General features: G+C 58.9%; 24 protein-coding genes and 2 pseudogenes. 16 read left to right on the top strand and 10 right to left on the bottom strand.

All coding sequences use genetic code 11. The annotated features are described in order from the left end of the window. Window positions 1-8: 8 nt before the first annotated feature. Genes CLV74_RS18750 through CLV74_RS18735 form a run of 4 tightly spaced genes read right to left on the bottom strand, consistent with a single transcriptional unit; the run spans window position 9 to window position 3,605 of the window. Complete coding sequence (locus tag CLV74_RS18750; protein WP_106267866.1) at window positions 9-989, bottom strand: carbohydrate kinase family protein; 981 nt, start codon at window positions 987-989, stop codon at window positions 9-11. After that, window positions 986-1,636, bottom strand: coding sequence for a D-lyxose/D-mannose family sugar isomerase (locus tag CLV74_RS18745; protein ID WP_106267864.1), 651 nt, complete (start codon window positions 1,634-1,636; stop codon window positions 986-988). The genes CLV74_RS18750 and CLV74_RS18745 overlap by 4 nt, the downstream gene beginning before the upstream one ends. After that, entirely contained in the window at window positions 1,633-2,778 is a 1,146-nt protein-coding gene (locus CLV74_RS18740) for a Gfo/Idh/MocA family protein (RefSeq protein ID WP_106267862.1), read from the bottom strand. Before CLV74_RS18740 ends, CLV74_RS18745 begins: the two co-directional genes overlap by 4 nt. Further along, the gene (locus CLV74_RS18735) at window positions 2,775-3,605 is read right to left on the bottom strand and encodes a class I fructose-bisphosphate aldolase (protein ID WP_106267860.1); all 831 of its coding nucleotides are present in this window, start codon (window positions 3,603-3,605) and stop codon (window positions 2,775-2,777) included. Before CLV74_RS18735 ends, CLV74_RS18740 begins: the two co-directional genes overlap by 4 nt. Window positions 3,606-3,985: 380 nt before the next feature. Here CLV74_RS18735 and CLV74_RS18730 point away from each other — a divergent pair, with 380 nt between their 5' ends. The 5 genes from CLV74_RS18730 (at window position 3,986) to CLV74_RS18710 (ending at window position 8,764) form a co-directional block, all read left to right on the top strand. After that, window positions 3,986-5,350, top strand: coding sequence for an aminotransferase-like domain-containing protein (locus CLV74_RS18730; RefSeq protein WP_245888609.1), 1,365 nt, complete (start codon window positions 3,986-3,988; stop codon window positions 5,348-5,350). A 285-nt stretch (window positions 5,351-5,635) separates the two neighbouring features. Continuing rightward, window positions 5,636-6,754, top strand: coding sequence for an aminotransferase class I/II-fold pyridoxal phosphate-dependent enzyme (locus CLV74_RS18725; RefSeq protein ID WP_106267856.1), 1,119 nt, complete (start codon window positions 5,636-5,638; stop codon window positions 6,752-6,754). A gap of 15 nt (window positions 6,755-6,769) precedes the next feature. Further along, the gene (locus tag CLV74_RS18720; protein ID WP_106267854.1) at window positions 6,770-7,144 is read left to right on the top strand and encodes a DUF983 domain-containing protein; all 375 of its coding nucleotides are present in this window, start codon (window positions 6,770-6,772) and stop codon (window positions 7,142-7,144) included. A gap of 94 nt (window positions 7,145-7,238) precedes the next feature. Next, on the top strand, window positions 7,239-8,081 hold the full coding sequence (locus CLV74_RS18715; RefSeq protein ID WP_106267852.1) for a winged helix-turn-helix domain-containing protein: 843 nt from the start codon (window positions 7,239-7,241) through the stop codon (window positions 8,079-8,081). A 131-nt stretch (window positions 8,082-8,212) separates the two neighbouring features. Next, a complete protein-coding gene (locus CLV74_RS18710) occupies window positions 8,213-8,764 on the top strand; it encodes a cupin domain-containing protein (protein WP_106267850.1) in 552 nt (183 codons plus the stop codon). A gap of 83 nt (window positions 8,765-8,847) precedes the next feature. On the opposite strand, the gene CLV74_RS22905 is transcribed toward CLV74_RS18710, so the two are convergent. Then, on the bottom strand, window positions 8,848-9,009 hold the full coding sequence (locus tag CLV74_RS22905) for a hypothetical protein (protein ID WP_170108105.1): 162 nt from the start codon (window positions 9,007-9,009) through the stop codon (window positions 8,848-8,850). 179 nt (window positions 9,010-9,188) lie between these two features. Here CLV74_RS22905 and CLV74_RS18705 point away from each other — a divergent pair. From CLV74_RS18705 to CLV74_RS23035, 8 genes and pseudogenes are all read left to right on the top strand, one after another. Continuing rightward, window positions 9,189-10,147, top strand: a pseudogene (locus CLV74_RS18705) (DDE-type integrase/transposase/recombinase). A 61-nt stretch (window positions 10,148-10,208) separates the two neighbouring features. Continuing rightward, the gene (locus CLV74_RS18700) at window positions 10,209-10,442 is read left to right on the top strand and encodes a hypothetical protein (protein WP_245888608.1); all 234 of its coding nucleotides are present in this window, start codon (window positions 10,209-10,211) and stop codon (window positions 10,440-10,442) included. Next, a complete protein-coding gene (locus tag CLV74_RS23240) occupies window positions 10,442-10,648 on the top strand; it encodes a hypothetical protein (RefSeq protein WP_245888607.1) in 207 nt (68 codons plus the stop codon). Before CLV74_RS18700 ends, CLV74_RS23240 begins: the two co-directional genes overlap by 1 nt. Further along, window positions 10,612-10,935, top strand: a complete 324-nt coding sequence (locus CLV74_RS23235; RefSeq protein ID WP_245888606.1) for a 2-keto-4-pentenoate hydratase — start codon at window positions 10,612-10,614, stop codon at window positions 10,933-10,935. The genes CLV74_RS23240 and CLV74_RS23235 overlap by 37 nt, the downstream gene beginning before the upstream one ends. 24 nt (window positions 10,936-10,959) lie before the next feature. Then, window positions 10,960-11,196 carry a hypothetical protein gene (locus CLV74_RS23230; RefSeq protein WP_245888605.1) on the top strand — a complete coding sequence of 79 codons (237 nt, stop codon included), beginning with the start codon at window positions 10,960-10,962 and terminating at the stop codon, window positions 11,194-11,196. Window positions 11,197-11,199: 3 nt separating this feature from the next. Continuing rightward, complete coding sequence (locus CLV74_RS18690) at window positions 11,200-11,400, top strand: 2-hydroxymuconate tautomerase (protein ID WP_106267848.1); 201 nt, start codon at window positions 11,200-11,202, stop codon at window positions 11,398-11,400. Then, window positions 11,397-11,642 (top strand): antibiotic biosynthesis monooxygenase, encoded by a 246-nt coding sequence (locus tag CLV74_RS23040; protein WP_211299081.1) that lies wholly within the window; start codon window positions 11,397-11,399, stop codon window positions 11,640-11,642. The genes CLV74_RS18690 and CLV74_RS23040 overlap by 4 nt, the downstream gene beginning before the upstream one ends. A gap of 18 nt (window positions 11,643-11,660) precedes the next feature. After that, a complete protein-coding gene (locus CLV74_RS23035; RefSeq protein ID WP_211299080.1) occupies window positions 11,661-11,960 on the top strand; it encodes a putative antibiotic biosynthesis monooxygenase in 300 nt (99 codons plus the stop codon). Window positions 11,961-12,390: 430 nt separating this feature from the next. Here the strand turns inward: CLV74_RS23035 and CLV74_RS18680 are convergent, their stop codons facing one another. The 3 genes from CLV74_RS18680 to CLV74_RS23405 form a co-directional block, all read right to left on the bottom strand. Continuing rightward, a complete protein-coding gene (locus CLV74_RS18680; RefSeq protein WP_170108104.1) occupies window positions 12,391-19,842 on the bottom strand; it encodes a LamG-like jellyroll fold domain-containing protein in 7,452 nt (2,483 codons plus the stop codon). A 426-nt stretch (window positions 19,843-20,268) separates the two neighbouring features. After that, window positions 20,269-20,421 (bottom strand): type 2 periplasmic-binding domain-containing protein, encoded by a 153-nt coding sequence (locus tag CLV74_RS23490; RefSeq protein ID WP_211299079.1) that lies wholly within the window; start codon window positions 20,419-20,421, stop codon window positions 20,269-20,271. A gap of 112 nt (window positions 20,422-20,533) precedes the next feature. Continuing rightward, complete coding sequence (locus tag CLV74_RS23405; protein WP_281260668.1) at window positions 20,534-20,833, bottom strand: LysR family transcriptional regulator; 300 nt, start codon at window positions 20,831-20,833, stop codon at window positions 20,534-20,536. Between the two features lie 38 nt (window positions 20,834-20,871). Here CLV74_RS23405 and CLV74_RS18670 point away from each other — a divergent pair, with 38 nt between their 5' ends. Then, on the top strand, window positions 20,872-21,486 hold the full coding sequence (locus tag CLV74_RS18670) for an NADPH-dependent F420 reductase (RefSeq protein ID WP_106267842.1): 615 nt from the start codon (window positions 20,872-20,874) through the stop codon (window positions 21,484-21,486). Window positions 21,487-21,498: 12 nt separating this feature from the next. Then, on the top strand, window positions 21,499-21,783 hold the full coding sequence (locus tag CLV74_RS18665; protein WP_146134982.1) for a Cif family virulence factor: 285 nt from the start codon (window positions 21,499-21,501) through the stop codon (window positions 21,781-21,783). 77 nt (window positions 21,784-21,860) lie between these two features. On the opposite strand, the gene CLV74_RS23220 is transcribed toward CLV74_RS18665, so the two are convergent. Beyond that, entirely contained in the window at window positions 21,861-22,619 is a 759-nt protein-coding gene (locus CLV74_RS23220; RefSeq protein WP_106267837.1) for an SDR family NAD(P)-dependent oxidoreductase, read from the bottom strand. A 255-nt stretch (window positions 22,620-22,874) separates the two neighbouring features. Between CLV74_RS23220 and CLV74_RS18655 the strand changes: the two genes are divergently transcribed. Continuing rightward, window positions 22,875-24,542, top strand: coding sequence for a methyl-accepting chemotaxis protein (locus tag CLV74_RS18655; RefSeq protein WP_106267834.1), 1,668 nt, complete (start codon window positions 22,875-22,877; stop codon window positions 24,540-24,542). Window positions 24,543-24,635: 93 nt separating this feature from the next. Here CLV74_RS18655 and CLV74_RS18650 read toward each other — a convergent pair. Next, window positions 24,636-24,965: pseudogene (locus tag CLV74_RS18650) on the bottom strand (amino acid ABC transporter ATP-binding protein); the annotation flags it as partial. Window positions 24,966-25,146: the final 181 nt, after the last annotated feature.

Genomic DNA, 25,146 nt, shown 5'->3' with positions numbered 1-25,146 from the left:
TCTCCGATCTACAAATCCTGCAAGGGCGGCAACCCGCCCGAGGCGGTGGGAAGGCGCAGACAGGCACAGGCCGCTTTGTGGCCCAGATCAAGGCAGTCCTGAGGCGGCCAGCCTTCGTGCAGGCCATGCAGGATGCCGGTGGCAAAGGCATCGCCCGCGCCGACCGCGCTTTTGATCTGGTCCTTGGGCAGCGGGTCAAAGTCGCGCCAGACCGTGGCAGTGCGGGTCCGCCACAAGGACAGGCGCGGGCTGTGGATCACGCAGCCTTGGCGCAGGCCAGAGGCCAGCAGCGCGTCTGCGGCACGCAACAGGCTGTCGCGGTCAGCCTCATCCGTAGCCGTGATGCCGGTGGCGCGGGCGGCCTCAACCTCGTTCAGGAACAGCCAGTCGATTTCCGGCAAGGTGGCCTTGACCGTCTGCGCGTAGCTTTCGCTTTGGGTCGAGACCAGATCGACGCAGGTCATCATCCCTGCCGCCCGCGCCCGCGCCAGCAGCCGCGCCGCGCCGGTGGTGCCGGTTGGGTCAACGTGGTCCAGCCGAGGCAGCAGGTTCAGATAGCCTAAGTAGAAGATCTTGGGGTCAGCACCGGAAATGCCAGTGACGGGGAAATGCCCTTCGTCCAGCAGATCATTGACGCCGCCGGAATAAAAGAACGTCCGGCTGTCGCCGGGGATGTTCATCACATGGGTATGGGCGGTTGGCGTGCCAGCGATGACTTGCATGTAATCCACCCACAAACCCGCCGCGCGGCAGATTTGCAGGACCGTTTCGCCATAGGCGTCGTCGCCCACGCAGCCCATCGGGATCACCGGATAGCCGACCTTCAGCGCCGCCAGATCAAGCGAGACATTGCCCGCCCCGCCCCCGATCCCCGCCGTCTGCGAGGCGATCTCGATCAGGTCCGATTTCTGCGGCCAATAGGGGATGTCGTGGATCAGGTCCAAGATCCAGTTGCCCGCGCAGATGATGCCTTGCCGCTGCGCACTCATGGCGCTTCGTTCCAGCAGAGGCGATGGGCGGGGGCGTCCTCGTCTATGGCGGTAAAGCGCCCCAGCGGTTCAAGGAAATAGTTGTCCCCGAAATCGTCGTTGCATTGGCTGACCTCACCGACAAACACCGGCGCATCCTCGCCCCAGAACCGGTGCTGTACGCCGCGCGGAACGGTGATGCTTTGACCGGCGGTCAGGCGGTGGATGCGGTCATAGATCGGGGATGGGACGCCATCGATGCGGACCTCATCGGGGGTGCCGTCCAGCACCGCCCCTTGCCGAGAGAATTCAACGCACAGGGTGCCGCCACCGCGCACGATGATGTCCTCCAGCTTTATTTTATGGGCGTGAAAGGGGGTTTCCTGACCCACGCCGACAAACAGCAGCTTTTCCGCATAGGGCCGCTCATCCGGTCCTTGCCCGCCATTGCGCACGCAAAACAGGGTCAGACCACGGGCGGCGAAATCCCCTTGGCCAAAGTCGGTGACGTCCCAGCCTAACTGCCGGTCACGCAGCCAAGCGCTAAGATCGGAGTTATCGCGGTGATCCTGCGGGCTCCAACCTGCCCAAGCGGGCAAGGCCCACCTGTGCGCGGCCAGCGTTTCCTCGGCGGCGCGGATGGCCGCGTTCATGGCAGAGCGTTTCATCGCGCATAGTCCACCGGCACAACTTGTCCGCTGGTCCCCGATGCCAATGCCGCCGTCAGGATGTTGTGGTGGGCGCGGGCCTCGGACGGGGTGGCGCAGTGAAATCCGCCCGCGTCGCCGCCTGCCAGCTCATCCACAAAGGCCGCCCACATTTGCTGGATCGCGTCTGCAAAGCCGAACTCGAATATCCCGCCGGTGATCGAGCCGAACAGAGACTGATAGCCAAGATCCTCGACCTGCCAAGTCTGACGACCGCCCGCCTCATACTGCATGAACTGCCACTGGCGCGGCGATTTGGTCGTGAAAAAGGCCGAGCCGTTCATCCCCAGCACCCGCAGCGACCATGTATTGGATTCACCGGGCGCGATGCGCCACGTCTTCAGGACCAGCGGGAAATTTCCGTTCTCGGACGGGACATTGCCGGTGATCGTGGCGTTGTCCCATGTCTCGCACGGGGCCATGCCGCCTTTGCCGTCGGGACGCTGGGTGATCTGTTTGACCAGACTGGCATGCACGCGATCCGGCCTCCAGCCAAGGCGCAGGGGCACGTGGCACACATGCATCCCCAGATCGCCCATACAGCCATAGGCGCCGTTCACGTTCACGTCGCGCTTCCAGTTGATCACCTTGTCGGGGTTGATATCGGACGAGTGCAAAAAGGCCGCCTCGACCTCTAGCACATTGCCCACCGCGCCCGAGCGGACAAAGTCGATGACCTTCTGCGCCCCCGGAAAATAGGGCATTTCCGATGAGCAGCGCACCAGCACATCGGGACGCGCAGCAATAGCGGCATCAATCGCCTCATTCTGCGCACGGTCCATGCCGAAAGGCTTTTCCCCCAGCAGGTGTTTCCCCGCCGCGACGATCTGCGGATAGATGTCGGCGTGCAGCACATGGGGTACGGCGCAATAGATCGCGTCGATTTCGGGGTTGGCCAGCAGATCGCGGAAATCGGTGGTGGTCTGCGTGACCGATGGCAGATGAGTGGTGAACCAGCCCATCAGGGCTTCGTTCTTGTCGCAGACCCCGATGATTTCGGGGCGGGCCTTGGTGTCGGTCAGATGCATCCAGCGGGCCGCGGCCGAGGCAAATTCGCGCCCCATCAGTCCGCAGCCGATGATGCCGAAGCGGATGGTTTTCATGCCTGCTGCACCATCTCAAGCGCCTGCGCGACGCTGGCATTGTCATGGACGATGGCCATCAGCGCGCGGGTCATCGCGGCGGGCTTTTCATGATGGATCACGTTGCGGCCATAGACGATGCCGCGGGCACCTTGCTCCATCAGTGCCTTGGTGCGGGTCAGGATTTCCTGGTCCGAGACCTTGCCCCCGCCGCGCACCAGAACCGGAATGTCCTGCGCGATTTCGATGACTTTGTGGTACTGGCTCACGTCGTCACAAGGGTCGGCCTTGATGATGTCGGCACCCAGTTCAACCGCCTGACGAACCAGCGGCAGGATCTGTTCCAGATCGCCATCAACCATATAACCGCCTTTGGAGTTGTCCTGCATGACCAGCGGCTCGACCATCAGCGGCATCGAGGCCAGATCGCACACATGTTTCAGCGCGTTGATGTTGCGAATGCAGGCGCGATAGACCTCGGGCTGGTCCGGCAGGCTAAGCAGGTTCACCACCACGCAGGCCGCATCCAGACGCACGGCCTGTTCGACGGGCTTGTCGATCAGCTCGGAAAACAGGACGCGGGGCAGGGGCGTGCCGTAGACATTGGCGATGTCGGTACGCAGGACCAAAGCGGGGCGGTCCTTGCCCTTTCGTGATTGCAGCAGCGGCGCAGTACCCGGCGGCAATTGGATCGCATCAGGGGCGGCATTGGCGACGATATCAACCGCCGTGGCCATATTCTCGATCCCGCCCAGAAACGAGCGTTCGTTAAACATCCCATGATCGATGGCCACGTCAAAGCAGTTGCCGGACTGTCCAAACAGCCGGTTCATCCGTGCGGTTTTCATCGTATTCCTCCTCCAAATACGTATGGAAACGTTTCCATGAATTGGTATGAGGGCAAATGGCCACCTGTCAAGCGCCTTAAGGTTGTAGTGGGGCCAGCGGCTCTCCAGCCTTTGGCCCATGCGTTGGATGACGTCTGGCCCCTCAAATTGTTGGTGCAAAATCGCTAGGTGCTTTGCATACAATGATGCGTGCCTTTTTCTTTTGGTTTCGCGCTACGAGTGCGCGCCAAAGCGGCCGAACGACGCTTTTTTCGGGGTTATCTGGCGATATCAGACACGGATCCAAGAACGGCAGCAGTGAAAGCTTCCATACAATTGGTGCTTCATTGAATTGCAAAGCCGCGCTAAAGGGGCAGGCAGACGCCATGAAGGAAGCCCCAATGAATTGGACGCCCCAATCCCTTGAAAGCGGCAAGCCGCGCTATCTTGCTATCGCCGATGCCATCGCTCGCGATCTCGCGGACGGGCGGTTGAAGGACGGGATGCGCCTGCCGCCCCAGCGCAAACTGGCCGAGGCTTTGGGGATCGATTTCACCACCGTCTCCCGCGCGTATTCCGAGGCGCAGGCCCGCGGGCTTGTGGAAAGCCATGTGGGGCGCGGCACTTTTGTGCGGGGCAATGTAGCGGCACACCGGCCCGATCCGGCGCGGTCCAGTGAAGCGGATTTGTCCATGAACATGGCGCCCGAACCCACGGACCCCGAATTGCTGCGCAAGATGGAGGCGGGGCTTGGGCTTGTCTCGGCCAACCTGATTGATCTGTTGCGCTACCAGTCCCCCGTCGGGGCCGAGCGGGACAAGGTCGCGGCGTCCAGTTGGTTGTCGATGCGTGGTTTGACGCCCGCGCTGGATCGTGTGGCGGTGACGCCGGGGGCGCATGCGACGATGGCGGCGATCTTCTCGATCATCACCAAGCCTAGCGATGTGGTTCTGTGCGAAGCGATCACCTATCCCGGTGTGCGCAACGTGGCGGCGCGGTTCGGCGTGACCTTGATCGGGGTTGCGATGGATGGCGACGGCGTCATCCCCGAGGCACTGGCCGAGGCAATCGCGCTGCACCGGCCCAAGGCGTTGTACCTGAACCCGACCTTGCAGAATCCCACCACCCTGACCGTGCCCGCCCACCGGCGCGAGGCGATTGCCGAGGTGATGCTGAAGCACAAACTGTTCCTGATCGAGGACGACGCATACGGCTTTATCCCCGCCAAAGCGCCCGCGCCGATTGCTCTGTCTGCACCAGAGTTGACGTGGCACATCGGCGGCTTGGCCAAGTGCATCGGGGCGGGGTTGCGGCTGGCCTATACGATTGCGCCCACAGCACGCTGCGCGATGCATCTGGCGCAGGCGATCAGGGCGCTGTCGGTGATGCCCTCGCCCCTGTCGATTGCGCTGACCACCCAATGGATTGAGGACGGCACCGCCGATAGCATCCGCCGCTTTATCCGTTCTGAAAGCGCAGCGCGGCAGGCGCTGGCCGCCGAGGTGCTGGGGGATTTCGAATATCTGTCCTCGGAAAACGCGTTTAACCTGTGGCTGACCCTGCCCGATGGGACCTCGCGCGCGGATGTGGTGGCGCGCATGGCGCGGCGGCAGATCGGCTTGATGCCCTCGGACGCATTTACTGTGCTTGGGGCGCCGAAAGAGCAGATCCGCGTGGGTCTTGGCGGGCCGATCACCCGCGAAGCCCTACGTGAGGCGCTGCATGAGCTGTCTAACGCTATGGTGCTGAATACGTTTCTGGGCTGAGGGTGTCATATTGTATGTAATGTATGGATTTTATGTGGGGTGCCGTTGGTTCAAAGTGCCGCACCTTTAGGGCGCTGCGCTTTCGGGTGACTTGTTGGATTGATGCTAAAGTGCTGAATTATTTTGAGTTTATAACATTTTTCGGAATCTTCGTAAGCTAGTTTGCGTCCAGTCAATCGGTCATTATACGCAAATCAATCTGATTGATTGACTTGATTTGTATGCAGTCAATCCATAGCAATCCGGCCAGGGTGAATCGCGGATGTCCCGCGAAGGAGATGCAACATGGCCGAAATTGCCACCTGCCTCAGGACAGATGAAATCAGGACCGCGTGCGCCCCGCAGCAGACGACCTATGTCTTTGGCCTCGCGCCATACCCCAAGGCCCTGCGCGGCGATTATGATGATGCACAGCAAGAGATCACCCTGTGGACCTCGGCCGATGCCTTGGGGATCGCTGCCATGCCCGCTTTGCATCGGGCGATTTGTGACGGGATCGAGTTTCACGGGGCAGGGGATGACAGCGCCTTACCCGGCCTGCATCCCGTGCGCTTGGTGGCAGAGCAGACCTTGGCCGCGTGGCACAATCAGCCCGCCGCCTGCGTGCTCCAAGGGGCGGGCATGGACCGCGTTCTGGCGGCGCTGGTCGCAGGGCTTGGCGGGTGCAACATCATCGCGTCCCACGTGGCACCTACACAGACCGGCTTTGACCCTGCCAACCCTGAGACCCTGACGCAGGCGCTGGCAGAGGCCGATCCCAGCCGTCCGACCTTGATTGTGCTGGACAGCATTGGTCGGAACGACGGGGCGATTGCTCCGCTGGCGCGGATTTGCAGCATTGCCAAAGACCACGGCGCCCGCGTCATTCTGGATGACAGTAATGGCGTCGGGGCGCTCGGTGCAGAGGGTGCAGGGCTATCAGACGCAGGCGTTGCGCTGGTCTATAGCGCCGGATCGCTTGGCCTTCCGGTCGCCTATGTGGCCGGTCAGGCGGACTTGGTGGCGATGGTCTCGGGCCATTTGGCGGGTGAGCGTGCCTTGGCCGTACCCCTGTTCCTGCTGGATGCGGTGCCGCGTGCGGTGGCGTTGATCCAAAGGCAGGATGAGGCCCGCGCCAAGCTGCGCGGTGTGGCCAATGATCTGTGTGCGGCACTGACCTATATCGGGCTGCCGGTGGCGGATGCCGCGTCGCATATCGTCTGCGTGCATGTCCGGAACCTGCGCCAAACCCGTCTTGCGGCCAGTCTGCTGCGGGATCACTACGGGATTGCGGTCACCGCCGTTGAGACCGCAGGGCATGAGCATCTGCGGATTACCTGCGGCACTCACCACACCGCTGATGACATCGAAGCCCTGTCTCTGGGGCTGGAAACCATCGCGATCGAAATGGGCTGGCGGGCCTGAACTGAGGAATTCCCGATGACGAAGCAAGACACGACCCCTGAGCGGGACATGAAAACGGCGCTGCTGAACGGTCTGCGCCTGCGCTGCCCCTGCTGCGGCGAGGGCAAGCTGTTTCGCGGCTACCTGAAGGTTGCGGACCACTGCCAGCATTGCGGGCAGGACTTTACCGCGCAGCGTGCCGACGACGGGCCAGCCTATGTGGTGATCCTGATTATGTGCCACATCATGGGCGTTGTGCTGCACCTGACGTTCAACGGCTTCAGAGACGATCCACTGACCTTGGCGCTGATTTTGGCGGCGGTCGCGATCGCGGCCTCACTTGTGATGCTGCCCCCCGTCAAGGGCGCTTTCGTTGCGATCCAATGGGCCAAGCGGATGCACGGGTTTTAAGGGTCGATCCGGTGATTGCGGCGCCCTCCATGACAGAGGACATGGACTAAAGTCCGGTTACCCTCGGCGCGGGCATCGCCTGTAAATTCGGGCTATGGTTCGGTGGCTGACAGTTCTTGGCGTGGTGCTTGTCGCGGGTGGAGTGTTTTCTGCCCTGCGGCCTGATCCTTGGCAGGCCGCCGGCGCCAAGGCGGCAGAGGATGCCGACCGGATCCACCAGAACATCGGGGTCACGGATCAGATCAGCTGGCAGCTCTCGCAAGATCCGGCGCTGCTGCATGTGGTGATTTGGGGCGATGACGGCCAGCGTCTATATCCCGTTCCTGCGGGCATGACCCCGTTTCCCTATGAGCTGTCAGAGGACAGTGTGAACCGCTTGGCCCGCATCCGTGCGGCAAGCCCGGCGCCTCATTGGGACCAGTTTGACGCGACAACGGACAAGCTGCTGTATTGCCGGTCCCAGCCGGACATTTGTCTGATCTATGACCGGCAACAGATGGTGCAGGGGCTGGGTTTGCCCTCGGGGGCGCTGTTGTCGCAAAGCCGCCAGTCCTTGCTCGGCCTGATCCTGCTGGCAAGCGGCGTGGTCTGCGGGTGGTCTGCCCTGACCATGCGCCGCCGCATGTCCCGCCGCAATGAGGATGCGCAGGCCGCCACCTTCCAGTTGCTGCCAGAGCGTCATCTGGCCCTGCGCGGCAACCTTGAGGTTCCCCTGACCCCCCGTGATCTAAAGCTGCTGACCCTGCTGTCGGACCGCTGCGGCGATGTGGTCACCAAGGATGAACTGTATGACGGCGCTTGGGGGCGCGATTACATGCCGAACTCTCGCGCGCTGGATCAGCACATGATCACTTTGCGCCGCAAGCTAGACCCCGACAAATCCCTGCCGGTCCTGATCGAGACCGTCCGCGGTGTGGGCTATCGATTGCTGCCGTAAGGGCGGATTTTGCACTGTTCTTGCGAAGATTTTGCACAAACCTCGCACAAGATGCGCGCGCCTTTGCTGTTCTTTCCCTGCTGCCGACGGGCAGCGCACCCAACATTATCGGAAAGACCGGGAGGAACCACATGACCAAATTGACCCGCCGCGAAGGGCTGGCCGCATTGGGGGCCGTTGTCGCCTCAGTTGCCACGGGGGCGGATGCCACCACGGCTGCGTCAAAGGCCGCAGCGGCTTTTGACCAGAGTAACATCAAATGGAACAGCCTGCCGGGGTTGGATCACCTGTGGTATCACGTCTTGAATGTGGATCACGATCTGCAAGTGGTGGACGTGCTGTTCAAGTTCTCGGCCAACCAGAAGATCGCCCTGCATCGCCATCACGCAGACTACAGCACCTTTATCCTGCAAGGAGAGCTGCGCATCTATGACGCTGAAGGGGCGCTGACCGAAATTCGCCCCACTGCCAGCTATGTGAAAAAGCCCGGCGGCGGTGCGCCCCATACCGAAGGGGGCGGCGATGTGGATTGCATCGGCTGGTTCAGCAACAAGGTGACCAACGGCATTATCTACGAAATTCTGGGCCCGAATGACGAGACGCTGGCCACCTTTGGCTTGCCTGAGTTCGAGGCCCTGATGAACGCTCAAGAAGACCCCGTGCAGCCTTTTATTCCGGGCTAATCGCAGCGAGCGGCGCCCCGCCCGTGGAGGTGGGGCGTCGCCTTTGTATTATGACCCCCGAACGCCAGCGGCGCGACGGGAGATCAGATCAACGCAGCCGCATCTGACCGGCCAAGCACGTCTACGCCGACCTCAAAGTACAGAATGTCGTTCGTAGAGACAGAGCGATCCGTACCAAGCCCGTCGGTCAGCTTGTCGTTTTGGTCGGTGCCCGCCAGCCGATCATTGCCTGATTTGCCAACCACAAGCGAACCTCGGCCAGCGTCCCCGCGGGGGCATGTTTTCGTCCCCAGCCCGCTAGCCTGTCAGTGTCATGAGGACGCAAATAGGTGTCCCGTCCCAGACGATCACATAGACCCTCGGCGCTCTGCCCCTTTTTCATGGCAAGATCGATCCTGCGCGAAGTTCGGGACGGGAGGCAAGCATGCTGATCTCACTTCACAAGCAGGCAACGACAACACCCAGGATCCGGGCGGCAATTCAGGCCAGCTCTGAGCCTGCCCGTGTGGTCGCGAAATGCTACGGGATCTCCGAACAGACGGTGTGGAAGTGGCAGAACCGGGACAGCGTTCATGACAGCAGCCACACCGCACACAGGCTGCAAACTACCCTGACACCTGCACAGGAAGCCGTTGCGGTGACCTTGCTGTTGCCGCTCTACGAACTGCTGGCGGTGATGCGCGAGTTCCTGAATCCGGACGTGTTACGCTCGGGGCTCGACCGCTGCCTGCGGCGGTATGGGGCGGGCAACCTGCGGGCGCTGAAGTGAAAGCCCCGAAACCCGCGCATGGGACCTTTAAGGCTTACGAGCCCGGCTATCTGCACATCGACGTGAAATACCTGCCTCAAATGGCTGACGAAAATCGCCGCCGCTACCTCTTTGTGGCGATTGACTGTGCCACCCGCTGGGTCTTCGTGCGCATCTCTCCGGCACAGACCGCAGCAAACGCGCGTCGCGTTTTGCGTGACCTGCAGCGTGCCGCACCAATGAAGATCACCCGGGTACTGACCGGCAACGGACGCGCCTTCACCGACCGCTTGTTCGGCCTGCGCAAGGGCAGCCCCACGGGACAGCACGAGTTCGACCTGCTCTGCGCCGACCTTGGCATCGAGCACCGCCTCGCGCCCCCAATGCGACCGCAGACGAACGGCATGGTCGAGCGCTTCAACGGCCGGATCGAGGACGTTCTTCAAAGCCATCACTTCCAGAGTGGTGAGGACCTCGAGCAAACCATCTTGCGCTACGTCCACCTCTACAACAGCCAGCTTCCGCAAACCGTCCTGAAGGGAAGATCCCCCATCGCCACGCTAAAGGACTGGCAAAGCCAAAGACCCAATCTCTTCAGGAAGCGGGTCTACAATCATCCGGGATGCGACAGCTAACCTCTATGGCTGGGAACACAATTGCGATGTCTTTAAGCTGCAGGACGCCGCTGATGATCTCGTGCGGCCGCTACAGGATCGCCCCGTGCGTGTGGACCGTGAAACCCTGACACTCGGCTATACGGGGGTCTACTCCTCCTTCCTGCGCCATGCAGAGAAAGCGGCCGACATGTACGGCCTCGACGCCCGTGCCATCCTGACGGAAGTCGGTCGCCGCGGCATGGTCGGCGGTCAGGAAGACATGTTCGTGGACGTGGCTCTCGACATGGTGAAAGAACAGGAGGCAGCGGAATAATGACCGAAATTACCAAAGCCGCCGAGATCGTCGACGAAGGGGTGCGCACCGCCACCGACATCGCGCAATTCTCCGAAACCAAAAAACTCACGCTCAATGAGGCTTACGCCATTCAGGCTCTTTCCATGCAGCGCCGCTACGCGCGCGGCGAAAAGCGGATCGGGATAAAATGGGTCTCACCTCCCGCGCCAAGATGGTGCAGTTAGGCGTAGAAGATATGGTCTGGGGCCGCCTCACCGACGCCATGCGCGAGGAAGAAGGCGGGACCGTATCCATGGCCGATTACGTGCACCCGCGCGCCGAGCCCGAAATCGCGTTTCTGATGAAGAAGCCGCTCTCGAGCAAGGTCTCTGCACTTGAGGCGATGGATGCGGTAGAGGCCATCGCGCCCGCCATTGAGATCATCGACAGCCGCTACAAGCACTTCAAGTTCGACGTGGGCGTTGTTTTTTCCGACAACTCCTCGTCCTCGGGCTTTATCCTTGGCCAATAGGCGCCCAATGAGACCGATATCTCGGTGCTCAACGTCAACAGACGCCCCGCAAAGATCGGTTCTTCGGCGGCGATCCTCGGTCATCCAGTACGCTCGTTGGTCGCAGCGGCGCGTATGGTTGCGGAAGCAGGCGAAGTGCTCGCGGCTGGCGATATCGTATTTGCTGGCGGGGGAACGGCTGCGGTTCCGATGGAGGCGGGTCAGTCGATCCTGCTAGAAGTCGAGGGTCTCGGTCACGTCGCCTTCAACGTGGGAGAGTAACCCATGCCGTTCATTGACGTGACAATGATTGAGGGCCGCAGTGATGAGATGAAAGAGGATCTCATCGCAAAGCTGTCCGCCGCTGCGGTAGAGGCCACGGGCGTGCCGATGGAAACGGTGCGCGTTGTGATCCGCGAAGTGCCGGGCAACCAGTGGGGGGTGGGCGGAAAGCCTAAGTTCCCGAAGGCCAAGGCAGCGGAATGAGCACTCCGCAAAAAACCACCGTCGAACCGGGCCATGAGGGCCCGGTCACGTTGCAAATCAGCCGCCGTGTCGTCACGGGCCGCGAGGCCGACTATGAAGACTGGCTACATGGTGTTGTCGAGGCGGCCTCCGATTTTCCAGGCCACCTCGGCGTTAACATCCTGCGCCCCTCTGGCAAAACGGACGGGCGCTACGTGTTGATCTACCGTTTCGACAGTTTCGCCCATTGCGAGGCTTGGTAAAAATCCGAAACCCGAGCTATGTGGGTCGATCGGCTCGAAGGTTTGGTCGAAGGCGAAGCGGAAATGCGCCGCGTGACGGGGCTGGACGCTTGGTTCGACTTACCCGAAGTCCCCACGGCAAAGCACGCGCCCCGGTGGAAGATGGCCATCACCCTGATCGTCGTGGTCTTCGTGATCGTCTACCCGCTCCAGCTGATCGTGACCCCGTTGACGGCAGGCTGGCCGCATTGTCTGCGCACCCTGACTATCGCGGTAACGCAGGTCTTGCTCATGACTTACTTCGTCATGCCCCGCGTGACCCGCGCCCTTAAGGGATAGCTGTTTCGCTGACTGGCGCACGCCTGCCCCGTCACGAGCGTTAGCCGCGGTTTTCGAGCAGAAACACCAAACATCCATTGCCTGCCAACAATCAATCACCAAACCAGTGTAAATTTCGCTTCACAGGCACTGCGCTCGCTGCTGGCTTCGTTCGCGCATTCATTTGGTTTTTCTGAATGCAACTAGAGAACCGCCGAGGCGGATCAGTTTGACTTGGGTGAAGACGCTTGTCCGTGACGACCCCGTTACCGAAGTCTGGAGCCTAGACAGCCCCGCGAGTGTCATCTCCTCGCGGATCGCGCCAATAGCCAACTTAGACTTGAAATCAGGAGAGTGGTTCTTTCTCGTTGCCTTTCTGGATCGTCTCTTTCGTCATGCGATCCACCTTCGGCGTTGGCCTTGATTTCGGCGACCACCTCTGTGTTTCATTCTAGACCAATTCCGGCAGGGCACTGAAAAGCACTTCCTCGTCTAGGATGTCATTGTCCATTTCCAGACGCAGGACCTGAGCACCGCCGTTTTCGAAGTAGTCGATGTGTATTTGGTAATAGCCGCTTTCGGTAAATATGACCTCGGCACGGGTTGTTTCCTGTGACCGCAGTCCGGCATATTCCGCCACGACCTCTTCGCCGATGCTCATGGAAAAACCATCGTCACTGTAAACGTCAAAACTGTGGGTACCAGCCTCGACAAATATAAAGCCGTCAAGCGTCAAACCAAAGGTATCCGCGCGGGCTGACCCATCACCGGTCTGGTTATCTCCGCTAGACGCGACAAAGGCATCAATGGACCCATATGCTGGGGACGTGAATTCGACCGCTTTGGCGTCAAAGGTGATGTCGGCCTCTGTGCCTTCGGTCAACGTGCGGAAGACCTCGACAGAACCGATTGCACTGTCCACATCAAATACCGCGCCGTTCAAGCCGTCACCCATGGCGGCCTCTTCGGCGGCAAGCGCAACATTTTCCACAATCAGGGCCTGAACCCAACTGCCCGAAGTGTTCAGGTAGTCCATCTCGGTGTTGCTCAGTGCCTCATCGTAGACCGACAGCGCGCTGATGGTGCCGTCAAAGCTCCACCAGGGATAGACCTGCCCCGCCGATCCGGTGCTGAAGGCCGCCCCCAGCATCAGGTCCTGATCCATAGTGCCGAAGTCGATCGACGGATTATGCTCGGCCTCGACTTTGACGCCATTCAAGTAGAGGCTGATCGTGTCCCCATCGTAGCTGAGCGCAGCGGTATATTCCTTACCCGCTTCGATCCCCAGCTGATCGCTTCTCAGGTAAGCGTAATGGCTGCCCTGGCGGACATCCATCCGGAGCTCACCATTTAGCATGTAGACCCGATAGAAGCCGTCCGCATCACCATTCGCCCCGCGAGAGAACAGGGTATAGCGGCTGCCAGAGGTCATTTCATCCAGTGTGAAGCTGGCCACAATCGACCCTTCAGCGGTGGCATCCACATATCTTAGCTCTGCCTGCTGCGAACTTTGCACGGACAAATCCGTGCGGGTCATAAACGGAACAGCGTCAAAGCTGTCAGCCGTCACAGCCGGCCCGACCAACGACCCATCTGCCAATTCGTCGGCCAGAAGATCAGAGAGCCACAGCGCCATTTCCGATAGTTTTTCATCGGTCCCGCCGGCTTCATTGACCACGCGATCATAGCGGTAACCGTAGCCAAGGTTATAGAGGCCATCCATCACGGTTTGCACAGCCCGTTCACCAAATAAGCCCGTTCGCGCATCCATCGACAGTCCGAAACCGGATGCGGATGAGCCATTCAGGACTGCCCATTCAGCCGAATAGTTATTTTGTAGCCAGACCGAGATATCCTTGAGGTCGGACATGGTCAGCGCCCCGTCCCGTGCCACGTCGGTCGCGGTAATCGCCTCTAGCAGAAGCGTGTTCAGGCCATCAGCGGCAGAGGCGGCCTCGGCGATCTGGGTCGTGGTCAGCTTGGCGTTCAGTGCGTCATCTTCGGTAATCAAATTCACCAAGGCATCTAGTCCGGTGCCGGTTTTGCCCGTGACATAGGGGTTGGCAGAGGCTTCGGTGACCAATGCGCCGGTGGTCAGTTCCACGGCCAAGGCGGCCTCAAGCCAGTAGGCAACATCGGACAGGCGCTGGTTGGAATTGCCATCTTCATTGATCAGGCGGCCTGAAGCGTTGTAGCCAAAGCCCAGATGGTAGACCCCATCTAGCACGGTGTTCACCAGATTTTCGCCGTAATATTCAGCAGTTGCACCATCGTTCTGGACAAGATGAAAGCCTGTCTCCTCGTCATTTTCGTCATCACCATGCGCGATGGCAAAGGCCGAGGTCGCGTCGCTACCATAGTAGGTCTGCGCGATATAGTCCGACAGAACCCGAATATCGCTGGCGCTAAAGCCACCGTTTCTGGCGATGCCAGTCGTGATAATCCCGTCCACGATCATGGTGTTCAACTGGTCGGCATAAAACGCGCCCGTGGTGATATCGTTAATCGAGATATTCTGATTCAGTCCGATATCGGCCATGATCAAGTCGACCCATTGATCCAGTCCGGTGCCGGTACTGCCGCTAAAGGCAACCACATCAGCGTTGGCCAGTGCCGTCATATCGTCCGTCAGCAACGTGTTCAGCCAGTCAGCAATGTCCGCGATCGTCTGATTGGAGTTACCATCCTCGTTGATCAAACGGCCCGACTTGTTGTAGCCAAAGCCCAAGTGGTAGATGCCATCAGCAACGGTGTTTACGAGGTTCTCGTTGAAAATCCGCGCATTCGCGCCATCGTTTTGAACCAGATGAAAGCCCGTTTCTTCGTTATTTTCGTCATCCCCATGCAGGGTCAGCCAAGCGGATGCTGCGCCATCTGCGTAGTTGGCGGCGATATATTCGGACAGGCCACGAATTTCGCTCTCGGTCAGGGTGCCGTCATTCGCATAACCCAGCACCTTGATGCTATCGACGATGATGTGGTTCATTCCATCTGCCGCCGCTGCACCTTCGTTGATTTCGGCCAACGTGATGCGCGCCTGTAGTCCCAGATCCGCGCCGATCCGGCTAACCAAATCATCAAGGCCGGTGCCAGTGGTTCCCGTCACCACGGCTGTCGCGTCAGGGTTCGCCAAGGCCCCCATGTCATCAACCAAGAGGTTCGATAGCCATTCCGCCACACTGTTCAGTGATGCATTGGTGTTACCATCTTCGTTGATCAGGCGACCCTTGGCGTAACCGAACGGCAGGTGGTAAATACCGTCGGCGACGGTGTTGATGGCGTTTTGGGAATAAAGACGGGTGTAGGCACCATCGTTTTGTACCAGATGAAAGCCCGTTTCCTCGTTCCCCTCGTCATCGCCGTGTGCCTCGATAAAGGTGGCCAGACGGTGCGCATCTGTCTGAACCCAATCGGATAGGCCAGCAACTTCAGCAGCCGTAATCACACCGTCATTTGCCAGCCCCAGTTCCTGAACCCCCTCAAGGATCAGCGCGTTCATGGTATTCATGGCATTTGCTGCGCGGATGAGATCGGATTCGGGAATACGCCGGCCCAATTCGGTGTCGGTGGCAATCACCTCGACCAATTCATCCAGCCCGGTGCCGGTGGTGCCCTGAACATAGACATCATTGCCAGAGGCAAGCGTGCCGTCGGCCAGATCAGCCGCCAGAATGTGGTTCAACCAGTCAGCGACATCTTCGACCTTGGCGTTGTTGTTGCCATCCTCGTTGATCAGGCGCTGGTTCTTGTAACCGAAGCCTAGGTGGTAGATGCCGTCCGCGACAGTGTTGATGGCCTTCTGACCAAAGACCAGAGTCTGTCCGCCGTCGTTCTGCACCAGATGGAAGCCTGTTTCTTCGTTCCCGTCGTCATCACCGTGCAAAAGACCCCAGTCTTCCAGGCGGTTTTCGTTGATCCAAGTGGCGATGTCGTACACTTCGGATGTGCTGATGGTGCCATCATCTGCGGCGCCAAGGGCCTTGATCGCCTCTACGATGATCTGGTTCATGCCTTTGGCTGCCTCGATCGCCTCGGCGCGGTCTGCAAACAGGGTGCTTAGCTGTAGACCTCCATCCTCGGAAATCCAGTCAACGATCTGATCCAGACCCGTGCCGGTCAGGGCAACTTCGCTTGCGGCGGCATCGTATTCTGCTGCGTTCAGATAGGCTTCGATACTGGTGTAAAGCTGAGCCGTTTTGATCGCTTCCCCATCCAGAGCCAAATCCAGCACCTGAGAGCCGGCGTTCTCGTAGTAGTAGAGGTCGATTTGATACAGACCCGCTGTGAACGTGCCGGTCCCGATGCTGGAGCCGACAGCGCGGGCCGCAGAGAAGCTGATCAGTTCCGTCCCGCCAATCTCCAGTGCAAAGCCATCGTCGGAACGAACGGTGAAAGTGTGCTCGCCCGCATCCAGCCAGATATAGCCGGTCAGGTGCATGCCCATCGTATGCACTGCGGTGCTGCCCTCGCCGGATGTGACGGTGCCATGTTCAGAGAGGAAATCGGTCAGGCTCTGGCGGCCCGTGCCGGAAAAGCTGATCGCATTGGCAGTGAAGGTATGGGTCGCTGCCAGGGTCCCGTTATCAATGCCTGTGATCAGCTTTTCGACCGCCGAGAAGGACGAATTGACGTCATAGACCGTACCGCTCAGGCCATTGCCGACTGTTTGGAGGGCACCTTCTGGCAAATCCACAGCCACGGCTGCGGACGCTTCTGGCAGGTCGTTGTCCAGTGCCAGAACCTCCTGAGAAGTCAGGTTGCGGTTGTAGAATTGAACCAAAGAGATCTCGCCATCAAACAGGTCGCGGTTCGTGTTGCCATCGTTCCACGCCCAAATGCGGGACTCGCCTATGGCGATCGGATTGTCGTTGTTTAGCCAACTGGTGACGGCATCCGTATTCTCGGCCACCAAGGCACCATCCAGATACAGCTGTGCGCCATTTTCGCCAAAGTTCACGGCGATGTCGGTGGACACACCGGCCTGAAGCATTCCCAAAGGCGACGTCAGCACATAGGTGGCGTCTTCGGATTCCAGACGCACCTCGACTCGTTCGTTCCGCACAAGGATGGTCAGATGTCCGCCGTCTTCGAAATAACGGAAGTCCTTCGACACCAGTGTGCGGGAACGCCAGCTTTCGATCGTGTCGGCTGTAAAAGTAACCGCAATCGCGCCCTGCGCAACCTCCTGAGCAGCATCGTGGGCAACCAGCAGGGCGTTCTCGCCATTGCCAAAGGTCATTGGGGTGTCGATATCAAGAACCAACGCATCCGCAAAACTTGCGGGGTCAGCCGCCAAGAGGTCCGCATTCGTAAGCGTGCCCGAGGCCAGTTCGTCCGCCAGCAGGATGTTCAGATAGTTGGCGGCATCCTCAACCCGTCCGATGTAAGAGCCATTGGCATCACGGATTTGCACGTTCCAAGTGATCGTGTTGCCCATCGCATAGATAAGCCGAGCCATTTTATCGATGACGTTTTCGTTATTGATTGTCGCGACAGCGCCTTCGCGCTGGATCTTGCCAAAGCCATCACTGGCGGTGCTGTCCGCCCCATAAAGGGCGTTCCATTCGGCTTGGGCGTTTTGCGCGATCCATGCATTGATCAGACGCACGTCGTTTTCGTCAAAGGCACCGTTATTGCCAGTTCCGGTGGCATGGATTGCCTGTAGCAGAATGGTGTTCAGCCCATCGGCTGCGGTCGCGGCGACATTCAGATCAGAGGTCGCAAAGTTACGCGACAGAACCGCGTCCGAGAACACCGCGTTGGTAATCGCATCCAGTCCGGTGCCCGTGCTTGCGACGTCATATGGATTGATATCAGAGCGCAGCGACCCATCTGCCAGCGCGTCCGCCAGTAGATCGTTCAGCCAATAAGCAACATCATTGGTCGAGGCATTGGCATTGCCGTCTTCGTTAATAAGTCGGCCACTTTGATTATAGCCAAAGCCCAGATGGTAGATGCCATCCGCCACCGTATTCACGGCATTTTCACCGTACAGCCGACTGACAGCGCCGTCATTCTGCACCAGATGGAAACCTGTTTCCTCGCCGTTTTCGTCATCGCCGTGGAGGGTCACCCACTGGTCATAGCGGTTGGTGTTGATCCAGTCGGAAATCGCGCGCACGTCACCTGCTGACAAGGTGCCATTGGCGGCCACACCCGTCGCCTTGATGGCTTCGATGATGATTGCGTTCATGCCTTGGGCCGCAGCCATACCATCCAGAATTTCGGTCAGTGGCAGACGATTATTTAACTCTGGATCATTGACGATGACAGACAGGATCTGGTCCAGACCCGTTTCGATCGCGTTTCCTGTATCTGCCGCCGCGCGCCAGTTTTCCAGATCCTCGGCCAAAAGCTCGTTTAGCCAATAGGCCACGGTTTCGACGCGGGCATTGGCGTTGCCATCTTCGTTTACCAAACGGTTCGAGCGGTCGTAGCCAAACACCAGATGGTAAATGCCGTCGGCCACCGTGTTAACTGCGTTGTTGCCGAACAGCTGCGTTTCGCCGCCGTCATTCTGCACCAGGTGAAAGCCAGTTTCCTCGCTTCCTTCATCGTCGCCGTGGGCAGTGACAAAGCCGTCGTAGTAATTTTCGGCGATCCAATCAGACAGGGTCAGGATTTCAGAGGTTGTTAGTTTCCCGTCATCGCCAAGTGCAAGCGCGTTAATCCCTTCGACAATAATGGTGTTCATTGTGTTCGCGGCCTCGGCTCCGCCGCGCAGTTCAGAGTCCGAGACATTGCGGTTCAGGCCGTCGTCATTCACGATGATGGAAACCAGCCGGTCCAGTCCGCTGCCTGTGGTCCCGACAACTTTTTCAGCAACGTCGGGATTGGCCAGCGCAGCCAAATCATCCGCCAGCAGGCGGTTCAGCCAGTCGGCAACATCTTCGGTATTGGCGTTTCGGTTGCCGTCCTCGTTGATCAGATTTTTGCCAGAGTAGCCAAAGACCAGATGGTAGATGCCATCGGCAACGGTGTTCACACCGTTTTCACCAAAAAGGCGCGTGTTCGCACCGTCATTCTGGACCAAATGGAAACCGGTTTCCTCGTTGCCTTCGTCGTCACCATGGGCGGTCACAAATTCGTCGTAATAGTTCGCGCGGATCCAGTCAGACAAAGCCGTGACGTTCGAGGCCGTGATCGTTCCATCATTGGCCAAGCCAAGCGCCTTGATTCCCTCGATGATAATCGTGTTCATCGTGTTCGCGGCCTGGGCCCCACCGCGCAAATCGGCATCGCTCAGGCGTTGGTTCAGTCGCTCGTCGGTCATGATCATGGCCACAAGAGCATCCAGCCCGGTCCCCGTGGTGGCGATCGCAGCAGGCGCCACGTCATTGGCGAAAACACCGTTTGCGATGTCTTGCGCCAGCAAGGCATTCAGCCAGAAGGCAGCATCATCAACCTGCACGTTGCGGTTGCCATCTTCGTTGATCAGGTTGTTCCCGATACTGCCAAAGCCCAAGTGGTACAGCCCATCAATGACGGTATTTACTGCGTTTTCCCCGAACAAGGTGCTGCGCGCTCCGTCGTTCTGGACCAGATGGAAACCGGTTTCCTCGGTGCCTTCGTCATCACCGTGAAATTTGGCCCATTCGTCGGAGAAATTCGTCGAGATATATTCGGATAGGGCATGCACATCAGGCGTGCCGATTTCTCCGTCTGCCGCAACTCCGGTTGCATGGACCGACTGGACAACTATGGCATTCAGCTCGCCCATTGCCGAAATGGCCGTCTGGATGTCAAAACTCGAGACATAGTAGTTTAGCGCCCGATCCGTCGCGACCAAGGTCAACAATCCATCCAACCCAGTCCCCGTCAGTCGGACCCCTGAGGGCAAACCCGTTAGATCCGCAATGGTTTGGGTGCTGCGGGTGACATCGACATGCGTGGCTAGCGACATGGCTGGCTCCGTCCTGAGTTGCATTGTTGCGTGGCTTGATCGCCATTTTCGCAAACGCATCAGACACTCTTACGAACAGGTATTTCCAGCGCTACATCGTACATTTTTGTAAGGTGAGGATGAGCTGTAAGTAGTGCTAGATTGAGTGTGTGAAGATCGCGCAACTCTTGCGGGAAGCTGTCGAAAACACATCATGTTAGAGAGAAAGAAGGTAAAGAATTTTTGCCCTAATCTTTTGCTTGTACGCCATTCTCGGTGGCAACTCGCGGAAGAGATCACGTCGCCGCTGTAAACATAATGTTTCGGATCGGGATATAGTCCTGAAGATAGAGCGTCCGATTCATCCCAAAGCGCCGTGCAGTGCAGGGACTAATCGCCTAACAACTGTTGAGGTTGCGGCCTTAAATACGGGACGTTTGTAACATCCTAGGTCTGTGATTGCGCGCGAAATTCCGTATGTACGAACCCAAGACAATTGTGCGCGGCCAGATCGGATAGGCAGGTGATTGGCGGATGGGCGGCCAGATAAGCGGGCGCGGCGCATAGGAGCAGCCGGTAAGGCGCCAGCTTGCGCGCCATCAGGCTGCTATCGTCCAGTTGGCCCACCCGAACACCGCGTCAAAGCCCATGTCGACCAGATCGCACATGCGGTTGCTCAGGGACAGTTCAACCTTGATATCGGGGTTGGCGATCATGAAGGCAGGTAGCTGCGGGGCCAGCGCCCGCATCCCCAACTGACCGGAGCATTCACCCGCAGCTTGCCCCGTGGACGCGCATTGATCGTGACCTGTTCGTAAAAACTTCGGCCAAAGTCGGTCAGGCTTTGGCGACGTGTGGTCCGGTGCAGCAGCTTGACGCCAAGATGCTGTTCCAGATTGCGGATCTGTTTGCCCACCTGCTGCGAGGACAGACCAAGACTGTCGGCGGCTGCCGTGAATGATCTCATCTCGACCGCGCAGACGAAGGTTTCAAATCCTGCAAGCTTGTCCAATTGCCGCCTTTTGGTTTCAAGTGATCCACTTTCGGTTCATGAAGATCGCGATTATCGGAGTAGGCAATTTGGGCGGTGCGTTTACCCGCGCTTTGGCCGGAACTGGGGTGCAGGTTGTGCTTGGGGCGCGGGATGCGGCCAAGGTGGCGGCGCTGGCGGCAGAGACCGGCGCAGATGTGCTGTCCCCGAATGAGGCAGCCGCACAGGCGGATGTGGTGATCCTTGCGCTGTATTACGCGCAGGCACAGGCGTTTCTGGCGCAGGCCGGTGATTTGTCGGGTAAGGTTCTGGTGGATATCAGCAACCCGATCACCGAAGATTTCCAGCGCATAGTGGTCGGTCACACCACCTCTGCGGCTGAGGAATTACAGGCGCTGGCCCCGACGGCGCATGTGGTCAAAGCCTTCAACACCCTGTTTGCTGGTCTGATTTCCCCTGAAGCCCGCAAAGGCAAGAATGTGCAGACCTTTGTGGCCGCCAATGATGCGGATGTGGTGGCCCAAGTGGGGCAGGTGGCGCGGTTGATTGGTCTGACGCCTGTGACTGCTGGCCCCCTGCGCAACGCCCGCTTTATCGAGCCGACCGGAATGCTGAATATCCAGCTTGGCGCGTTTCAGGGGCCTGGAACCTCGGTCGCGCCGGCGTGGGTGTGAGGAGGACAGATGATGAAAGCGATTTGTCTGTCTTTGGCTCAGATGGCCAGCGCCCTTGCCGTGGGCCGCGCAGCCGTGAAGGCCACCTATGGCGGATTGATCGGTATGCTGGACCTTGAGATCGACTTCAGCTTTGACGAGTCGTTGCAGACCGGTCCCGATTACGCCGTGGTCCGCACCCGTTCCGGCGGTCAGATCACGATCAAGGGGGATGCGCCCGCGACGATCCCCAACGCCAATCAGGAACTGTTTGTTCTGCATCGCGAAGAGGGCACGGCGTGGAAGATTGCCCGCTAGAACTTTGCAACAACCTTACCCGCGCAATAACGCATCCGTCCCCGCGATCCATGATGGCGGGGGCGTTTTGTGATCCCTTAACCCTCTGGCCGGTCGACACCGGTCAGCTGCACCGAGGCCTGCCATAGCCGTGCGTGGGCGTCTTTGTCCTGCGCACTGGCAGTGCTACTTGCCGGAACCGGCGGGCCTTTGGATTCTGCCCACTTTGCGGGGCCAAAATAGGTGCCGCCCTTGACCGCCGGATCAGTGGCTGCGCGTAAGACGGGCAGGGTGCCATCAGCGGCGGACTGGCCCATGATCCATTCGATCAAATGTAAGATCGCTTGCAAAACCGGCTGACCGGCAGGCCGGTTGTTCATCAGTTCGGTGCGTGCAATCCCCCGATGGGCTGCCGCGCTGATCAGGGGCAGGCCTTGGGCCTTCATGCGGGCGTCCAGTTGAACTGCGAACATCAGCGTGGCTAGCTTTGATTGCCCATAGGCCGCGACGGCTGAATAGTCTTTGGCCGATTGCAGGGCATCAAAGCTGATCTTGCCGGGTTCGTGCATGCTGCTGGACAGGCTGACAACGCGCGGGGCAGGGGACCGAAGAAGCAACGGCATCAGGCACATGGTCAAGGCGAAATGGCCCAGATGGTTGGTGCCCAATTGCAGCTCGAACCCGTCCGCAGTCAGTCGCCGCTGCTTTACAAAGGCATCTGCCAGAGTTGAGCCGCGATGACGCGCTGCATGCGATCTGGGTGCTTTTGCTGATGACTTCGGCGTGTTGGCCCCATGCGACCCCCACGCCCGCCCGCTTTGTTCTGCCAAAGGGACACCTTGATATCCAAAGGCCATAGGAACCGCGTCGTAATTGGGCTTTGAGGCGTGCTAACTAATTGTCTGGAATTCCGTTCGACCGAGAGGGTTCCTTTCATTTGGTATATGATTGAATCGACTTAGATTGGGGCTACTAACGACGCCCGTTTTTTCGGCGTATTTCTGGGTCAGTCAATATCGTTGGTGATTCAGCGATACGGGATGGCGCTGCCTGACTGGTCGCCACACTTCGTTAAATTGCTGATCACATTAGGCTGACCTCTAGGAGGAACAATGCGTTTTACCATCAAATCAAAGCTGATCCTGACATTCTCGTTTATTTTCATAATGCTAGGCGGTGTGATCGGCTATTCAATCCAAAGCTTCCAGCGTGTCACGAGTGAATTCGCGCAGATCGTTCACGTTGAAGCGAAAGACCTGATGTTCGTTAAGGGCATCGCGGAAGATGAGCTGACCATCCGTTCGATGGTTGCTGAAATCCTGATCGGACTGGACGAGGATGATCCGGCGCGCATTCCGAATTTGCAAAAGCAGATCGAAGCTGACAGCGCCAAGCTGCTTGATCAGATCAATGAATTGGCAGACCGGATGCCCGGTGAAACCAAGGATGTATTGCAGCAGATTGCGGCGCTGCACACCGAGCTTGTGGGCCTGAACAAAAAGTCGATTGCTTATGAGCTTTCGGGCGATGGAACAAATGCAAACCTGGTGTTCCATTCCACCGCCAAGATTGCTTCCGCCAAGATTTTCCAGCTTGTTGAACAACTGGTTGCTGATTTCACCGACGAGATGAAGGTTTCTGTCAAACAGGCAGATATCGATAAGTCCGATGTCGTCCTTTATTCACTGGGCGCAGCAGGGCTTGTCGCGCTGTTTGGTGTATATGCGGCCTTTATGATTATCACGTCGTTCAACCGTGCGATGCGCAAGGCTTTGGCGCAGGCCAAGCGTGTGGCGCAAGGCGATCTGCGCGAGCTGTCCGTTTTCAAGCGCAATGATGAAATCGGGGATCTGCTGCGCGAGCAGAACGAGATGGTCCTTCGGCTGCGTCAAACCGTTGGCCAAGTGGCTGAGGCTGCACGCAACGTGGCAGCCGGCGCGAACCAGATGGCGTCGACCTCGGAAGATCTGGCGTTGGGCGCTGTGCAGCAGGCCAGCTCGACCGAGCGCGTTTCGGCTTCGGTTGAACAGATGGCGTCAAACATCTCGAATAGCTCTGAAAATGCAAACACCACCGAAACGATCGCCCGTAGATCGGCGTCGAGTGCAACAGAATCCGGCCGTGTGGTGGCTACGGCGGTCAACGATATGAAGCGCATCGCAGAGCGTATTCTGGTCGTGCAGGAAATCGCCCGCCAGACCGACCTTTTGGCCCTGAACGCGGCTGTCGAAGCGGCACGTGCGGGTGAACACGGTCGGGGTTTTGCTGTTGTGGCGTCCGAAGTGCGCAAACTGGCCGAAAGCAGCCAGAAAGCGGCTGCAGAAATCTCGGCGCTGTCGGCGAACACGGTCGAGTCTGCCGTTGCTGCCGGAAAGGTTCTTGTGGACTTGGTGCCGGATATCGAGCGCACCTCGGAACTGGTTACCGAAATCAGCGTGGCGTCGCGGCAACTGGCGCAGGGCTCGGTCGAGATCAATCGCTCGATTCAGGAACTGGATGTGGTCACCCAAGGCAATGGCGCGGCATCGGAAGAGATGTCTTCGGCAGCGACCCAGCTTTCAAGTCAGGCGCAGGCCCTGGCGGATGCGGTGCTTTTCTTCAAGACCACTGACGCAACCGTGGCGGTTGATCCTAATGCGATAAAACATGCCCAAACGGCACCAAAAGCTGCGGCTACAGCGGCCAAAGCGGCGCCTCAGGCAACTGCTGAAATCGTGAAGCTGCCGGAAGGCAATCTTGGTGGCGGCAAGTCCGGAGATTTCAGCTTCAATCTTGATTAACAGCGTAGAGCCTACGGGTTCAGCATGAAGAAAAGGCGGCACCGATAGCATTCGGTGCCGCCTTTTGCATGTCAGGCTTACCGACCGCCCGCTTTAGTGACCCAGCACCTGTGCAAGAAACATCTTTGTGCGCTCGTTTCGGGGGGCGGTGAAGAAGGCCTCGGGCGGGCTTTCCTCGACGATTTCGCCTTGGTCCATAAAGATCACCCGATCGGCAACCTTGCGGGCAAAGCCCATTTCGTGGGTGACGCAGATCATGGTCATGCCCTCAGACGCAAGCGAGGTCATAACGTCCAGAACCTCTGCGATCATTTCGGGGTCAATGGCCGAAGTCGGCTCGTCGAACAACAGAACCTTGGGGTTCATGCACAGCGCCCGCGCGATGGCCACGCGCTGTTGCTGACCGCCTGAAAGTTGACCCGGAAACTTATGCGCCTGATCGGGGATGTGGGGTGCGCGCTACCTTCAAGTGCGACTCCCATTAGATAACAGAGAGTTATCTAGGCTCTGGACTTCGGTAACGGGGGCGTCTCAGTCAAGCAGTTTTGCCCAAGACAATTGACCCGCCATAGCGGTTGCTTTGATGTTTTTTGTTGCTCGTCCT

This window comes from Donghicola tyrosinivorans (assembly GCF_003003355.1).
In the GTDB taxonomy this organism is placed as follows: Bacteria; Pseudomonadota; Alphaproteobacteria; order Rhodobacterales; family Rhodobacteraceae; genus Donghicola; species Donghicola tyrosinivorans.
The sequence above is the reverse complement of the archived record's forward strand: the minus strand, read 5'-3'. Positions and strand labels throughout refer to the sequence as shown.

What these genes read in the sequence shown, in the direction of transcription:
- CLV74_RS18745 (WP_106267864.1), bottom strand. Translation starts at nt 1,636, where the DNA reads ATGAAACGCTCTGCCATGAACGCGGCCATCCGCGCCGCCGAGGAAACG.
- CLV74_RS18720 (WP_106267854.1), top strand. Translation starts at nt 6,770, where the DNA reads ATGACGAAGCAAGACACGACCCCTGAGCGGGACATGAAAACGGCGCTG.
- CLV74_RS18740 (WP_106267862.1), bottom strand. Translation starts at nt 2,778, where the DNA reads ATGAAAACCATCCGCTTCGGCATCATCGGCTGCGGACTGATGGGGCGC.
- CLV74_RS18670 (WP_106267842.1), top strand. Translation starts at nt 20,872, where the DNA reads ATGAAGATCGCGATTATCGGAGTAGGCAATTTGGGCGGTGCGTTTACC.
- CLV74_RS23235 (WP_245888606.1), top strand. Translation starts at nt 10,612, where the DNA reads ATGGGTCTCACCTCCCGCGCCAAGATGGTGCAGTTAGGCGTAGAAGAT.
- CLV74_RS18680 (WP_170108104.1), bottom strand. Translation starts at nt 19,842, where the DNA reads ATGTCGCTAGCCACGCATGTCGATGTCACCCGCAGCACCCAAACCATT.
- CLV74_RS18725 (WP_106267856.1), top strand. Translation starts at nt 5,636, where the DNA reads ATGGCCGAAATTGCCACCTGCCTCAGGACAGATGAAATCAGGACCGCG.
- CLV74_RS23035 (WP_211299080.1), top strand. Translation starts at nt 11,661, where the DNA reads ATGTGGGTCGATCGGCTCGAAGGTTTGGTCGAAGGCGAAGCGGAAATG.
- CLV74_RS23240 (WP_245888607.1), top strand. Translation starts at nt 10,442, where the DNA reads ATGACCGAAATTACCAAAGCCGCCGAGATCGTCGACGAAGGGGTGCGC.
- CLV74_RS23040 (WP_211299081.1), top strand. Translation starts at nt 11,397, where the DNA reads ATGAGCACTCCGCAAAAAACCACCGTCGAACCGGGCCATGAGGGCCCG.
- CLV74_RS18665 (WP_146134982.1), top strand. Translation starts at nt 21,499, where the DNA reads ATGAAAGCGATTTGTCTGTCTTTGGCTCAGATGGCCAGCGCCCTTGCC.
- CLV74_RS23220 (WP_106267837.1), bottom strand. Translation starts at nt 22,619, where the DNA reads ATGGCCTTTGGATATCAAGGTGTCCCTTTGGCAGAACAAAGCGGGCGG.
- CLV74_RS18735 (WP_106267860.1), bottom strand. Translation starts at nt 3,605, where the DNA reads ATGAAAACCGCACGGATGAACCGGCTGTTTGGACAGTCCGGCAACTGC.
- CLV74_RS18730 (WP_245888609.1), top strand. Translation starts at nt 3,986, where the DNA reads ATGAATTGGACGCCCCAATCCCTTGAAAGCGGCAAGCCGCGCTATCTT.
- CLV74_RS18710 (WP_106267850.1), top strand. Translation starts at nt 8,213, where the DNA reads ATGACCAAATTGACCCGCCGCGAAGGGCTGGCCGCATTGGGGGCCGTT.
- CLV74_RS18690 (WP_106267848.1), top strand. Translation starts at nt 11,200, where the DNA reads ATGCCGTTCATTGACGTGACAATGATTGAGGGCCGCAGTGATGAGATG.
- CLV74_RS23490 (WP_211299079.1), bottom strand. Translation starts at nt 20,421, where the DNA reads ATGGCGCGCAAGCTGGCGCCTTACCGGCTGCTCCTATGCGCCGCGCCC.
- CLV74_RS18750 (WP_106267866.1), bottom strand. Translation starts at nt 989, where the DNA reads ATGAGTGCGCAGCGGCAAGGCATCATCTGCGCGGGCAACTGGATCTTG.
- CLV74_RS18715 (WP_106267852.1), top strand. Translation starts at nt 7,239, where the DNA reads ATGGTTCGGTGGCTGACAGTTCTTGGCGTGGTGCTTGTCGCGGGTGGA.
- CLV74_RS18655 (WP_106267834.1), top strand. Translation starts at nt 22,875, where the DNA reads ATGCGTTTTACCATCAAATCAAAGCTGATCCTGACATTCTCGTTTATT.